The organism is Stutzerimonas kunmingensis (assembly GCF_021432085.1).
In the GTDB taxonomy this organism is placed as follows: Bacteria; Pseudomonadota; Gammaproteobacteria; order Pseudomonadales; family Pseudomonadaceae; genus Stutzerimonas.
In genome coordinates this window covers 2,735,588-2,748,430 of the sequence record NZ_CP090366.1, presented here as the reverse complement: position 1 = coordinate 2,748,430, position 12,843 = coordinate 2,735,588, and the positions used below count along the sequence as shown (strand labels likewise).

Below are 12,843 nucleotides of genomic sequence, written 5' to 3'. Positions count from 1 at the left end.
AGAGGGCGCAGATTATACACGAATGGACCGGGTGGGCCCGGTACATTCGCCACCGTTAGCGGTCGTCATCCTGGGTCGAGCGCAGCCGTGGATAGAGCGCATCGAGCAGCTTGCGGCGGCTGAAGATCATTTGCCAACGGTGCCCGCCGAGCTGGCGCCACAGACGTGCCGAGCGAATTCCGGAGAGCAGCAGGGCGCGAATCTTGGCTGCATTGTCCGTCTGCTGCAGGTGCCGCATGTCGCCTTGAACCTGAATGCGCTGGCGAAATGTGCTCAGGGTGTCCTGGTACAAACCGCCGAACGAGGCCACGACATTTTCGTGGGTGATGCCGAAGTGCTCGACCTGCTGTTGAATCTGATCCAGACGGCTGCCAATGACCTGAAGCATGTCGTCGCGCTTGTCCAGCTGGCGCTCCAGACCGATCATCGCCAGTGCGTAACGCAGTGGTTCTCGCTGCAGTGCGCTGCTGTCGCGCTCCAAGGCACCGACCAGAGCGCGATAGCCATCACGCAGGTTGAGGTCATCACCGCCGTAGATTTCCAGTGTGGTTTCCGGATTGCGGGCCAGCAGGCTGCCCAGCATGCAGCCGAGCGAGGCGTTCGGAACCTGGCCGGTGCGAGCGATGCGGTCCACCAGCGTTGCGGCTTCGAACACTGCGCCGAGTGCAATCAGTTGTTCGTCGAGCGTATTCATGCTCGACCCTCGAACCAGGGTTCGGCCTGCTCGATCACGCCGCCGCCAAGGCAGACTTCGCCGTCGTAGAACACGACCGACTGGCCCGGTGTCACCGCCCGTTGTGGCGCTTCGAAGACGGCACGATAGCCGTCTGCCGTCTTTTCCAGCGTGCAGGCCTGATCGCTCTGGCGATAGCGGACCTTGGCGGTCAGCTGGAGCGGAGCGCTGAGGTCGATGGGGTTCACCCAGTAGATTTCAGATGCCAGCAACGCGCGCGAGAACAACCACGGATGATCGTTGCCCTGGCCGACCACCAGCACGTTGCGCTGCAGGTCCTTGCTCAGCACGTACCAAGGCTCGTCGGAAGCATCCTTGAGGCCACCGATGCCCAAGCCCTGGCGTTGACCGATGGTGTGATACATCAAGCCGTGATGACGGCCGATCACTTCACCATCAATGGTTTCGATATTGCCGGGCTGGGCCGGAAGGTATTGCTTGAGAAAGTCGCTGAAGCGCCTTTCGCCGATGAAGCAGATGCCGGTGGAATCCTTTTTCTTCGCCGTGGCAAGCCCGTACTTTTCGGCGATCGCCCGCACTTCGGGCTTTTCCAGCTCGCCGACAGGAAACAGCGTCTTGCTCAGCTGTTCACCGCCGACCGCATGCAGGAAGTAGCTCTGATCCTTGTTCGGGTCCAGCCCTTTGAGCAGCTCGCTACGATCATTCACGTCGCGACGACGCACGTAATGGCCGGTCGCGATGAGGTCCGCCCCTAGCATCAATGCGTAGTCGAGAAAGGCTTTGAACTTGATCTCCCGGTTGCAAAGGATGTCCGGGTTCGGCGTGCGTCCCGCCTTGTATTCGGCAAGGAAGTGTTCGAAGACGTTGTCCCAGTATTCGGCTGCAAAGTTCGCCGTATGCAGCTTGATGCCGATCCGGTCGCACACCGCTTGGGCGTCGGCCAAGTCTTCCTTGGCGGTGCAGTATTCCGTGCCGTCGTCCTCTTCCCAGTTCTTCATGAACAGGCCTTCGACCTGATAGCCCTGCTCGAGCAGCAGGAGGGCGGAAACGGAAGAGTCCACTCCGCCGGACATGCCGACGATGACACGTGTTTTTTCCGGGGCGGTGAGGGTGGTTACAGACATAGGAACACGCTGAGGCTCTGCAAAGGGGCGGAATTCTATCAGGCTGCAGCAGGCATGACGAAGCCGCGTTCAGTTGCGAATCACGTCAAGCGAATGCAGCGGCCCGGTCAGATAATCATCGATGCAGCGGGGCACCAGTTCGCTGCGCCAGCGTTCAGGTTGCGCCTCCAGCTCGTCGCGGCTCAGCCACCGAGCCGCGACAATGCCCTCGTCGAGATGACGCTGCGGATCATGCTGCAGGGCTCTGGCGGCGAAGCATACGCGCTGATAGGTCACGCCATTGCTGGGCGCGGTGTACAGATAAATTCCCACAACGCCAATGAGCTCGACCTCCCAGCCGGTTTCTTCGAGGGTTTCCCGTACAGCCGCCTGGCGCAGATTCTCATTGGCTTCGAGATGCCCGGCAGGCTGATTGAGTACGAGTCGGCCCGCCTTGAGCTCTTCTACCAACAGAAAGCGCCCCTGGTCTTCGATAACGGTCGCGACGGTAATATGCGGTTGCCAGTCCATAAGAGCTGCCTTGTGTAAATGACGGGATGATAACAGTCACCTCCGTTCAGAAAGCACGAACCCCGGCACCAGGCCGGGGTTCGTGATAACACTCAAGCGTCGATTCAGGCGTTCAGCGCGGCCAGGGCTGCGTTGAAGGTTGCGCTGGGGCGCATCACCTTGCTGGTCAGTTCCGGATTGGAGCGGTAGTAGCCACCGATATCCACCGGCTTGCCTTGCACCTCGGCCAGTTCGGCGACGATGGTCGCTTCCTGCTCGGTCAACTGCTTGGCCAGCGGGGTGAAGTGGGCCTTCAGCTCGGCGTCTTCGTCCTGGGCGGCCAGAGCTTGCGCCCAGTACAGAGCCAGGTAGAAGTGGCTGCCGCGGTTGTCCAGCTGACCAACCTTACGCGCCGGTGACTTGTTGTTGTCCAACAGTTTGCCGGTGGCCTGGTCAAGGGTCTTGCCGAGGATCTTGGCCTTGATGTTGTCGGTCTTGATGCCGGTTTCTTCCAGGGATACCGCCAGTGCCAGGAACTCACCCAGCGAATCCCAGCGCAGGTAGTTCTCTTCGACCAGCTGCTGCACGTGCTTTGGTGCGGAGCCGCCGGCGCCGGTTTCGTACATGCCGCCGCCCGCCATCAGCGGAACGATGGAGAGCATCTTGGCCGAGGTACCCAGTTCCATGATTGGGAACAGGTCGGTCAGGTAATCGCGCAGCACATTGCCGGTCACCGAAATGGTGTCCTGGCCACGAATCATGCGCTCCATGCTGACGCGGATGGCTTCGTTGTAGCCCATGATGCGGATGTCCAGACCGCTCAGATCGTGATCCTTGAGGTAGGTTTCGACCTTGTTCTGCAGCTGACGATCATGGGCGCGCTCCGGGTCAAGCCAGAAGATTGCCGGGGTGTTCGACTGGCGAGCACGGGTCACGGCCAGCTTGACCCAGTCGCGGATCGGAGCGTCCTTGGTCTGGCAGGCACGCCAGATGTCGCCTTTCTCGACTTCGTGCTGCATCAGCACGGTGCCGTCGGCCAGAACGACGCGCATGGTGCCGTCGGCCTGCATCTCGAAGGTCTTGTCGTGCGAACCGTATTCCTCGGCTTTCTGTGCCATCAGGCCGACGTTCGGGACGCTGCCCATGGTGACCGGGTCGAAGGCGCCGTTGGTCTTGCAGAAGTTGATCATCTCCTGGTAAATGCGGGCATAGGTGCTCTCCGGCATTACCGCTTTTGTGTCCTTCTGCTTGCCGTCCTTGCCCCACATCTGACCGGAGTTACGGATCATCGCCGGCATCGAGGCGTCGACAATGACGTCGCTCGGGATGTGCAGGTTGGTGATCCCCTTGACCGAGTCGACCATCGCCATTTCAGGGCGGTGGCTGTAAACCTCATGGATGTCATGCAGGATTTCTTCCTGCTGCGAGACCGGCAGCGACTTGATCTTGTCGTAGACGCTGCTGATACCGTTGTTCGGGTTGACGCCCAGTTCCTTGAACAGCTCGCCGTACTTGTCGAACACATCCTTGTAGTAAACGCTGACCGCATGACCGAAGACGATCGGGTGCGAGATCTTCATCATGGTGGCCTTGACGTGCAGGGACCACATCACGCCGGTTTCCTTGCAGTCCTGCAGGGTGTCTTCGAAAAAGGCGCGCAGCTTGTTGCAGCTCATGAACATGCCGTCGAGCACTTCGCCTTCCTGCAGAGACAGCTGCTTCTTGACCTCGACCTTGCCGTCCTTGCCGACGAACTCAATGCGCACATCACCAGCTTTGTCCATGGTGATCGACTGCTCGCTGGAGAAGAAGTCGCCACCACGCATGTAGTCGGCATGGGACTGCGAAGCCTTGCTCCATTTGCCCATCGAGTGCGGGTGCTTGCGAGCGTAGGCTTTCACGGCGGCCGGAGCGCGGCGGTCGGAGTTGCCTTCGCGCAGTACGGGGTTCACGGCGCTGCCGAGTACCTTGCCATAGCGGGCGCGGGTATCTTTCTCCGCATCGGTCTGCGGGTCTTCCGGGAAGTTGGGAATGTTGTAGCCCAGGGCCTGCAGTTCGGCGATGGCGGCCTTGAGCTGCGGCACGGAAGCGCTGATGTTGGGCAGTTTGATGATGTTGGCATCGGGCTGAACGGTCAGCTCGGCAAGCTTGGCCAGGTCGTCGTCGACTTTCTTGTCAGCGTCGAGCTGGTCGGCAAAGCTCGCAAGAATGCGCCCTGCAAGAGAGATGTCGCGTGTTTCGACGGCTATGTCAGCGGAGGCGGCGAAGGCTTCTACAATAGGAAGAAGCGAATAGGTAGCCAGCGCAGGGGCTTCGTCGGTGAAGGTATAGATGATCTTCGAAGGGGTGGACATTTAGCGATAACTCTCTTCTTGCAGGGCGTGCACAGAATCCCGAGTGCGCCGGGTAGGCGCTCTGGCTCTCCGTCTAGATGAAACCAGAAGGGGGATTCGCCGCGGTGATGATGGATGCACCAATAGAGTGTCGAGCATTTGAACCGCCGAGCCGCGGTAGCGACTCTGAGGTTTCAAGGGGCGGGACTTGTACAAGACAGGTTCGTCCCTTATGACTTGTGAGTCATCGCGGCAGTATACCATCGAGCCAGCCTCGGGCAGAACGGCATTGCGCATACGACGAACGAACATGTAGTTTCAGGCAATTCGAGTGGGTTACCCTCAAAGATGATCGATGTCTAACCACGAAGACGGAGTCCAGCATGGGATACCAAAAGATCCAGGTGCCATCCAGCGGTGACAAAATTACCGTTAATGCCGATAACACCCTGAACGTTCCCGACAACCCGATCATCCCTTATATAGAAGGGGACGGTATCGGCGTCGACATCAGCCCGGTGATGATCAAGGTCGTGGATGCCGCTGTTCAGAAGGCCTATGGCGGCAAGCGCAAGATTGCCTGGATGGAGATCTACGCGGGCGAGAAGGCCACGCAGGTCTACGATCAGGACACCTGGCTGCCGAAAGAAACCCTCGAAGCTGTCCGCGATTACGTCGTGTCGATCAAAGGCCCCCTGACCACTCCGGTCGGCGGTGGCATCCGCTCCTTGAACGTTGCGCTGCGCCAGGAGCTGGATCTCTACGTCTGCCAGCGTCCGGTTCGCTGGTTCACCGGTGTGCCGAGCCCGGTCAAGAAGCCGGGCGATGTGGATATGGTGATCTTCCGGGAGAACTCCGAAGACATCTACGCCGGTGTCGAGTGGAAGGCAGGCTCCCCGGAAGCGGAAAAGGTCATCAAGTTCCTTACCGAGGAAATGGGCGTCAAGAAAATCCGTTTTACCGAAAACTGCGGAATTGGGGTCAAGCCGGTTTCACTGGAAGGTACGAAGCGTCTCGTTCGCAAGGCGTTGCAGTACGCCGTCGACAATGACCGCAGCTCCGTCACCATTGTCCACAAGGGCAACATCATGAAGTTCACCGAGGGTGCCTTCAAGGAGTGGGGCTATGAAGTGGCCCGCGACGAGTTTGGCGCCGAGCTGCTGGATGGCGGGCCCTGGATGCAGTTCAAGAACCCTAACACCGGCAAGAACATAGTAGTCAAGGACGCTATTGCCGATGCCATGCTTCAGCAGATCCTGCTGCGCCCGGCCGAGTACGACGTCATCGCAACACTCAATCTGAACGGTGACTACCTGTCCGACGCGCTTGCCGCTGAGGTCGGCGGTATCGGTATTGCCCCCGGGGCAAACCTTTCTGACACGGTCGCCATGTTCGAAGCTACGCACGGTACCGCGCCGAAGTACGCCGGTCAGGACAAGGTCAATCCGGGCTCGCTGATTCTCTCGGCTGAGATGATGCTGCGCCATATGGGTTGGGTGGAAGCGGCAGACCTGATCATCAAGTCGACCGAGAGCGCTATCGCCGCCAAGACCGTCACCTACGACTTCGAGCGTCTCATGGAGGGCGCCCAGTTGATGTCATGCTCGCAATTTGGCGACGCGATGATCAGCCATATGTAAGGTGTGGAATGAAAAAGGCCGATCAGATGATCGGCCTTTTTTTGTTTTGTTTCAGGACAAATCAGGCATCTACCGTCGAGACGCCTTGGGCAGCAGCAGGGGTCGTCGCCTCGGACACGGCCTGCTGTGGCCTGATGTCGGTTGCGTGAAGGCCTTTCGGACCCTGCAGGATGTTGAACATGACCGCTTGCCCAGCTTTCAGAGTTCGATAGCCTTCCATCTGGATGGCCGAGTAGTGGGCGAACAGGTCCTCATCGCCGCCGTCTGCTACGATGAACCCGTAGCCTTTGGCGTTGTTGAACCACTTGACCTTACCGCTTAGCATGCTGTTATCCCTCTGCAAAGGAGTCCATTACTGGAGTAACATCCATTTCATTCCGCGCTTATGCAGCCCGAGGCCTCATGTTGCGCAACCCGTTTGCCCTTGTAGGCACATGCTGTTTGTATCACCGTTTTGCCGATAGTCAAGGCGACTCGTCAGCTGGCTGCGAAGCTGTCCATATTTATCTGGCCCCCGCGCCACGACCTAGAACCGTTATGCGCATGCATGCATTTGCTCAGATTCGACTAACATTCAATCAGGACCGGCCTCAACGGGACGAAGACGACGCGTCTGGTCTCGCTGTCCAGGAGGCCAAGCCGGAATTAAAGGCACCACCGATGTATAAAGTTGTCATGTTCAATGACGACTACACACCGATGGATTTCGTCGTCGAGGTGCTGGAAGGCATTTTCAATCACAGCAGGGAGCAGGCCACCAAGATCATGCTGGCCGTCCATACCGAGGGGCAGGCCGTCTGCGGGCTCTATACGCGCGACGTAGCCGAAACCAAAGCGATGCAAGTGAATCAATATGCAAGGGAATGCCAGCACCCGCTGCTCTGTGAGATCGAGAAGGACGGTTAACTCCGACTGCTGGAGAAGAGGTGAAAGCTATGTTGAACCGTGAGCTCGAAGTCACTCTGAATCTGGCTTTCAAAGAGGCACGTACCAAACGTCATGAATTCATGACGGTTGAACACCTCCTGTTGGCCCTACTGGACAATGAAGCGGCAGCCACCGTGCTGCGGGCCTGTGGCGCGAGCCTGGACAAGCTGCGCCATGATCTGCAGGAGTTCATTGATTCCACCACTCCACTAATTCCACAGCACGATGAGGAGCGCGAAACCCAGCCTACGCTTGGCTTTCAGCGCGTACTGCAGCGTGCCGTATTCCATGTCCAAAGCTCTGGCAAGCGGGAAGTGACCGGGGCAAACGTGCTGGTCGCGATTTTCAGCGAGCAGGAGAGCCAGGCCGTATTCCTTCTCAAGCAGCAGAACGTCGCGCGTATCGACGTCGTCAACTACATTGCTCACGGTATTTCAAAGGTGCCTGGCAATGCTGGTAGCCCGGAGAACGATGCGGAAATGCAGGATGAGGACGGTGGCGAGCCGGGTGCGTCAGGCAATCCTCTGGATGCCTATGCGAGCAATCTGAACGAGCTGGCGCGCCAAGGACGGATCGACCCGCTGGTTGGGCGTGAGAACGAAGTCGAGCGTGTCGCGCAGATTCTCGCGCGTCGGCGTAAGAACAATCCGCTTCTCGTAGGTGAAGCTGGCGTCGGTAAGACCGCTATTGCTGAAGGCCTGGCAAAACGCATAGTGGATAATCAGGTTCCGGACCTACTCGCTGATAGCGTCGTCTACTCGCTAGATCTGGGTGCGCTGCTGGCGGGTACGAAGTATCGAGGTGATTTCGAGAAGCGCTTCAAGGCGTTGCTCGGGGAGTTGCGCAAGCGGCCGCATGCCATTCTTTTTATTGATGAGATCCATACGATCATCGGTGCCGGAGCTGCGTCTGGCGGCGTGATGGACGCGTCGAACCTGCTCAAGCCCTTGCTTTCTTCCGGTGAAATCCGCTGCATCGGCTCTACGACCTTCCAGGAATTCCGTGGGATCTTCGAGAAGGATCGCGCACTCGCGCGTCGCTTCCAGAAAGTCGATGTCAGCGAACCTTCAGTCGAAGACACGATCGGCATTCTGCGTGGCCTTAAGGGGCGTTTCGAGCAGCATCACAACATCGAATACAGCGATGAGGCGCTTCGTGCCGCGGCAGAATTGGCCTCGCGCTACATCAATGATCGGCATATGCCTGACAAGGCCATCGACGTGATCGATGAGGCGGGCGCCTATCAGCGCCTGCAGCCGGAAGAGCAGCGGGTCAAGTGCATTGATGTCGAACAGGTCGAAGACATCGTGGCAAAGATTGCGCGGATTCCTCCGAAGCACGTCAGCAGTTCGGACAAGGAGCTGCTGCGTAACCTCGAGCGCGATCTGAAGCTCACGGTTTTTGGCCAGGATGATGCGATCGACTCGCTGGCGACAGCCATCAAGCTTTCACGGGCTGGATTGAAGGCTCCGGACAAGCCGGTTGGATCGTTCCTTTTTGCCGGGCCTACCGGCGTGGGTAAGACAGAGGCTGCACGCCAGCTGGCTCGAGCGCTGGGCGTCGAGCTGGTCCGTTTCGACATGTCCGAGTACATGGAGCGTCACACTGTATCTCGTCTGATCGGTGCGCCTCCGGGATACGTTGGGTTCGACCAGGGTGGCTTGTTGACTGAGGCCATCACCAAGCAGCCGCATTGCGTGCTGTTGCTGGACGAAATCGAAAAGGCGCACCCCGAGGTCTTCAACCTCCTGCTACAGGTCATGGATCATGGCACGCTCACGGACAATAACGGTCGCAAGGCCGACTTCCGCAACGTGATCATCATCATGACCACCAATGCTGGTGCGGAGACCGCGGCGCGGGCTTCTATCGGTTTTACCTTGCAGGATCATGCCTCTGACGCGATGGAGGTCATCAAGAAGAGCTTTACGCCAGAGTTTCGCAATCGTCTGGATACCATCATCCAGTTCGGCCGTCTGAGTCACGAAGTCATCAAGAGCATCGTCGACAAGTTCTTGATCGAGCTGCAGGCGCAGCTCGAAGACAAGCATGTGACGTTGGAGGTGTCAGATGCTGCGCGCAGCTGGCTGGCGGAGCATGGCTACGATGCGCAGATGGGTGCGCGGCCGATGGCACGGCTTATTCAGGACAAGATCAAGAGGCCGTTGGCCGAGGAGATCCTGTTCGGTGAGCTGGCCGAACATGGTGGCGTGGTTCACATCGATATTCGGGGCGGCGAGCCGTTCTTCGAATTCGAGACCACTGCAGAGCTGGCCTGACCCTAGGTGGTATCGAGCGCCGGCTTCGGCCGGGCGTTTTCGTTCCGGCATTGTGTGCTGCCGCCTCCGCCTGTTTGCTGCTGCAACAAAAAAGCCCGGCATAAACCGGGCATTTTTCTCGCGGCTCGCTTAGCGGGCGCGGTAGGTGATGCGACCCTTGCTCAGATCGTAGGGGGTCAGTTCCACGCGAACCTTGTCACCGGTAAGAATCCGGATGTAGTTCTTGCGCATCTTTCCGGAGAGATGCTGCGCGCAGCTGGCTGGCGGAGCATGGCTACGATGCGCAGATGGGTGCGCGGCCGATGGCACGGCTTATTCAGGACAAGATCAAGAGGCCGTTGGCCGAGGAGATCCTGTTCGGTGAGCTGGCCGAACATGGTGGCGTGGTTCACATCGATATTCGGGGCGGCGAGCCGTTCTTCGAATTCGAGACCACTGCAGAGCTGGCCTGACCCTAGGTGGTATCGAGCGCCCGGCTTCGGCCGGGCGTTTTTCGTTCCGGCATTGCGTGCGGCTGTTTCCGGCTGTTGCTGCTGCAACAAAAAAGCCCGGCATAAACCGGGCATTTTTCTCGCGGCTCGCTTAGCGGGCGCGGTAGGTGATGCGACCCTTGCTCAGATCGTAGGGGGTCAGTTCCACGCGAACCTTGTCACCGGTAAGAATCCGGATGTAGTTCTTGCGCATCTTTCCGGAGATGTGCGCAGTAACGACGTGCCCGTTTTCCAACTCCACACGAAACATGGTGTTAGGCAGGGTGTCGACGACAGTACCTTCCATTTCGAAGCTGTCTTCTTTCGACATTCAGTAAAGTCCTCGGTGTCCAAATGAGTGACCCGGCGCATGCATGCGCGGGCAAAAGCGGCAAGCATTGTGCCCGAAATGGGTCGATGAGCCAAGGACTTCAGCTGAGCGTCACCCAGCGCTGGTTGACCAGCAGTTCGATGGGGCGATATTCGGTCTTGTAATTCATCTTCCGGCAGTTCTTGATCCAGTACCCGAGGTACACGGCCTTCAGGCCGAGACGCGCTGCTTCGCCGATCTGCCAGAGAATCGCGTAGCGCCCCAGGCTGCGCCGTTCTTCTTCGGGATCGTAGAAGGTGTAAACGGCGGACAGTCCATTGGGCAGTACATCGGTGACGGCGACTGCGAGCAGTCGTCCATCCAGCCTGAATTCGTAGAATCGACAAAACGGTAGGTCACGCACCAGAAAAGTATTGAACTGCTCGCGGCTGGGGGGGTACATGTCGCCGTCCGCATGGCGCTTTTCGATGTAGGTCGCGTAGAGCGCGTAGAGCTCCTCGCTGAACGCCGGGCGAACACAACGCACCTGCAGGTCAGCGTTGCGTTTGAGGATTCGTTTCTGTTGCCGGCTGAGCTCTGGCGAGCTTGCCGGAATGCGAGCTGGAATGCAGGCCGAGCACCGCTGGCAATGGGGGCGGTAGAGGTGATCGCCGCTACGCCGGAAGCCCATCTCGGAGAGTTCCGCGTACACCTGCGCGTCCATCGGCTGGCTAGGGTCGAGGAACAGCGTGGTTGCCTGTTCATCGGGCAGATAGCTGCACGCATGGGGCTGTGTGGCGTAGAACTTGAGGCGAGCCAGTGAAGTCATGGTCAACTCTCAGAAATCATGAGCTGAGTGTAGGTCAGCTTGCGGTAGCCGACTAGGCGCGCCAGTCGGCTGTGCTGGGCTGATCCAGATGCTCGGCAAGTGCGGCGGCGAATTGCTCACGCGCAATGCTGCGGGCGCCAAAACTTTCCAGATGACGTGTCGGCATCTGGCAGTCAATCAGGACAAAACCCCAGTCACGCAGCTGTTCCACCAGTGTGACGAATCCAACCTTGGACGCATCGGTAGCGCGACTGAACATCGACTCGCCGAAAAATAGCTTACCGATTGCCAGTCCGTAGAGTCCGCCGACGAGATGCTGCTCCTGCCAGACTTCTACCGAATGCGCGACACCCATTTCGTGCAACTGAACATAGGCTTGCTGCATCGGTGTGGTGATCCAGGTTCCGTCCGAATAGCTACGAGGCCCGGCACAGCCTTGGATCACGTCGGTAAACGCTTGATCGAAGGTCACCTGAAATTCGCCCTGACGGATGCGCTTGCGCAGGCTGCGCGACACATGCAGTTCGTTCGGGAACAGCACCGTTCGCGGATCGGGAGACCACCACAGCAACGGCTGCCCATCCTGGTACCAGGGAAAGCAGCCGTGGCGATAGGCGGCCAGCAGGCGTTCATGGCTAAGGTCACCCCCAGCAGCCAAAAGGCCGTTGGGTTCTCGCAAAGCCGCTTCGAGAGGGGGAAAGCAGAGATCGTCGCGCTTTAGCCAGGTTAGCATGTCGCCACGCAAATGCAGGTAGGGGAGGGCGAGCCGAGGCCCGCCACTAGATCAGTTGTCGAGGTACTTTTCTGCGTCCAGAGCGGCCATGCAGCCGGCACCGGCCGAGGTGATCGCCTGGCGATAGACGTGATCAGCCACATCACCAGCAGCGAAGACGCCAGGGATGCTGGTGCAGGTGGCATCACCCTCGCCGCCACCTCTAATCTTCAGGTAGCCATCCTTCATTTCCAGCTGGCCCTGGAACAGGTCGGTGTTCGGCTTGTGGCCGATGGCGATGAATACGCCGGCGAGGTCCAGCTTGTTCTCTTCACCGGTGAGAGTGCTCTTCAAGCGGACACCGGTCACGCCGCTGGCATCGCCGAGTACTTCCTCGAGGGTATGGTTCCAGTGCAGGCGGATGTTGTCGTTGGCCGCCTTGTCCATGATCTTGTCCTGCAGGATCTTCTCCGACCGCAGTTTGTCGCGGCGGTGGATCAGGTGGACTTCCTTGGCAATGTTGGACAGGTACAGCGCTTCCTCGACCGCAGTGTTGCCGCCGCCGATCACCGCGACAACCTGGTTGCGATAAAAGAAGCCGTCGCAGGTGGCGCAGGCCGATACACCACGGCCAGCGAACGCCTCTTCAGAGGGCAGGCCGAGGTATTGTGCCGAGGCACCGGTGGCGATGATCAATGCGTCGCAGGTATAGACGCCGCTGTCGCCGCGCAGGGTGAATGGGCGCTGCTGCAACTCTGCGGTATGGATGTGATCGAAGACGATCTCGGTGTCGAAGCGCTCGGCGTGCTTCTGCATGCGGACCATCAGGTCCGGGCCGGTCAGACCTTCGACATCGCCGGGCCAGTTGTCGACTTCGGTGGTGGTGGTCAGCTGACCGCCGGGCTGGATGCCAGTGATCATCAGTGGCTTCAGATTGGCGCGGGCAGCGTATACCGCAGCGGTATATCCGGCCGGGCCGGAGCCGAGGATGATCAGACGCGAATGCTTGACTTCACTCATAAAAAGCCCTCATAAG

Annotated in this window: 12 protein-coding genes and 2 pseudogenes; 4 read left to right on the top strand and 10 right to left on the bottom strand. The window is 59.0% G+C overall.

Features of this window, described 5'->3' with window-relative positions; all coding sequences use genetic code 11:
• Window positions 1-55 precede the first annotated feature (55 nt).
• From hflD to LW136_RS12865, 4 genes are all read right to left on the bottom strand, one after another.
• Window positions 56-694, bottom strand: coding sequence for a high frequency lysogenization protein HflD (hflD, locus tag LW136_RS12880; protein ID WP_014820073.1), 639 nt, complete (start codon window positions 692-694; stop codon window positions 56-58).
• Window positions 691-1,818, bottom strand: coding sequence for a tRNA 2-thiouridine(34) synthase MnmA (gene mnmA, locus LW136_RS12875; RefSeq protein WP_125898361.1), 1,128 nt, complete (start codon window positions 1,816-1,818; stop codon window positions 691-693). Before mnmA ends, hflD begins: the two co-directional genes overlap by 4 nt.
• Window positions 1,819-1,887: 69 nt before the next feature.
• Window positions 1,888-2,328 carry an NUDIX hydrolase gene (locus tag LW136_RS12870; protein ID WP_046618908.1) on the bottom strand — a complete coding sequence of 147 codons (441 nt, stop codon included), beginning with the start codon at window positions 2,326-2,328 and terminating at the stop codon, window positions 1,888-1,890.
• A 104-nt stretch (window positions 2,329-2,432) separates the two neighbouring features.
• Window positions 2,433-4,661, bottom strand: coding sequence for an NADP-dependent isocitrate dehydrogenase (locus tag LW136_RS12865; protein ID WP_234173061.1), 2,229 nt, complete (start codon window positions 4,659-4,661; stop codon window positions 2,433-2,435).
• 362 nt (window positions 4,662-5,023) lie between these two features.
• Here LW136_RS12865 and icd point away from each other — a divergent pair, with 362 nt between their 5' ends.
• Window positions 5,024-6,280 (top strand): NADP-dependent isocitrate dehydrogenase, encoded by a 1,257-nt coding sequence (icd, locus tag LW136_RS12860; RefSeq protein ID WP_014820077.1) that lies wholly within the window; start codon window positions 5,024-5,026, stop codon window positions 6,278-6,280.
• Window positions 6,281-6,341: 61 nt separating this feature from the next.
• Here the strand turns inward: icd and cspD are convergent, their stop codons facing one another.
• Window positions 6,342-6,605 (bottom strand): cold shock domain-containing protein CspD, encoded by a 264-nt coding sequence (cspD, locus tag LW136_RS12855; RefSeq protein WP_003298830.1) that lies wholly within the window; start codon window positions 6,603-6,605, stop codon window positions 6,342-6,344.
• Between the two features lie 218 nt (window positions 6,606-6,823).
• Here cspD and clpS point away from each other — a divergent pair, with 218 nt between their 5' ends.
• Window positions 6,824-7,186: an ATP-dependent Clp protease adapter ClpS gene (gene clpS, locus LW136_RS12850; RefSeq protein WP_003298832.1), complete on the top strand. Its 363-nt coding sequence runs from the start codon at window positions 6,824-6,826 to the stop codon at window positions 7,184-7,186.
• A 29-nt stretch (window positions 7,187-7,215) separates the two neighbouring features.
• The gene (gene clpA / locus LW136_RS12845) at window positions 7,216-9,486 is read left to right on the top strand and encodes an ATP-dependent Clp protease ATP-binding subunit ClpA (RefSeq protein ID WP_234173060.1); all 2,271 of its coding nucleotides are present in this window, start codon (window positions 7,216-7,218) and stop codon (window positions 9,484-9,486) included.
• Window positions 9,487-9,615: 129 nt separating this feature from the next.
• On the opposite strand, the pseudogene infA (LW136_RS12840) reads toward clpA, so the two are convergent.
• Window positions 9,616-9,732 (bottom strand): annotated as a pseudogene (infA, locus tag LW136_RS12840) (translation initiation factor IF-1); the annotation flags it as partial.
• On the opposite strand from infA (LW136_RS12840), the pseudogene LW136_RS12835 reads away from it, so the two are divergent.
• A pseudogene (locus LW136_RS12835) lies at window positions 9,729-9,938 on the top strand (hypothetical protein); the annotation flags it as partial. The pseudogenes infA (LW136_RS12840) and LW136_RS12835 overlap by 4 nt on opposite strands.
• Before the next feature lie 130 nt (window positions 9,939-10,068).
• Here the strand turns inward: LW136_RS12835 and infA (LW136_RS12830) are convergent.
• The 4 genes from infA (LW136_RS12830) to trxB form a co-directional block, all read right to left on the bottom strand.
• The gene (infA, locus tag LW136_RS12830) at window positions 10,069-10,287 is read right to left on the bottom strand and encodes a translation initiation factor IF-1 (protein WP_002553999.1); all 219 of its coding nucleotides are present in this window, start codon (window positions 10,285-10,287) and stop codon (window positions 10,069-10,071) included.
• 100 nt (window positions 10,288-10,387) lie between these two features.
• Window positions 10,388-11,095: an arginyltransferase gene (locus LW136_RS12825; protein WP_014820079.1), complete on the bottom strand. Its 708-nt coding sequence runs from the start codon at window positions 11,093-11,095 to the stop codon at window positions 10,388-10,390.
• A 52-nt stretch (window positions 11,096-11,147) separates the two neighbouring features.
• Entirely contained in the window at window positions 11,148-11,828 is a 681-nt protein-coding gene (gene aat, locus LW136_RS12820) for a leucyl/phenylalanyl-tRNA--protein transferase (RefSeq protein ID WP_023446954.1), read from the bottom strand.
• A gap of 51 nt (window positions 11,829-11,879) precedes the next feature.
• Entirely contained in the window at window positions 11,880-12,827 is a 948-nt protein-coding gene (gene trxB, locus LW136_RS12815) for a thioredoxin-disulfide reductase (protein WP_234173058.1), read from the bottom strand.
• Window positions 12,828-12,843 lie beyond the last annotated feature (16 nt).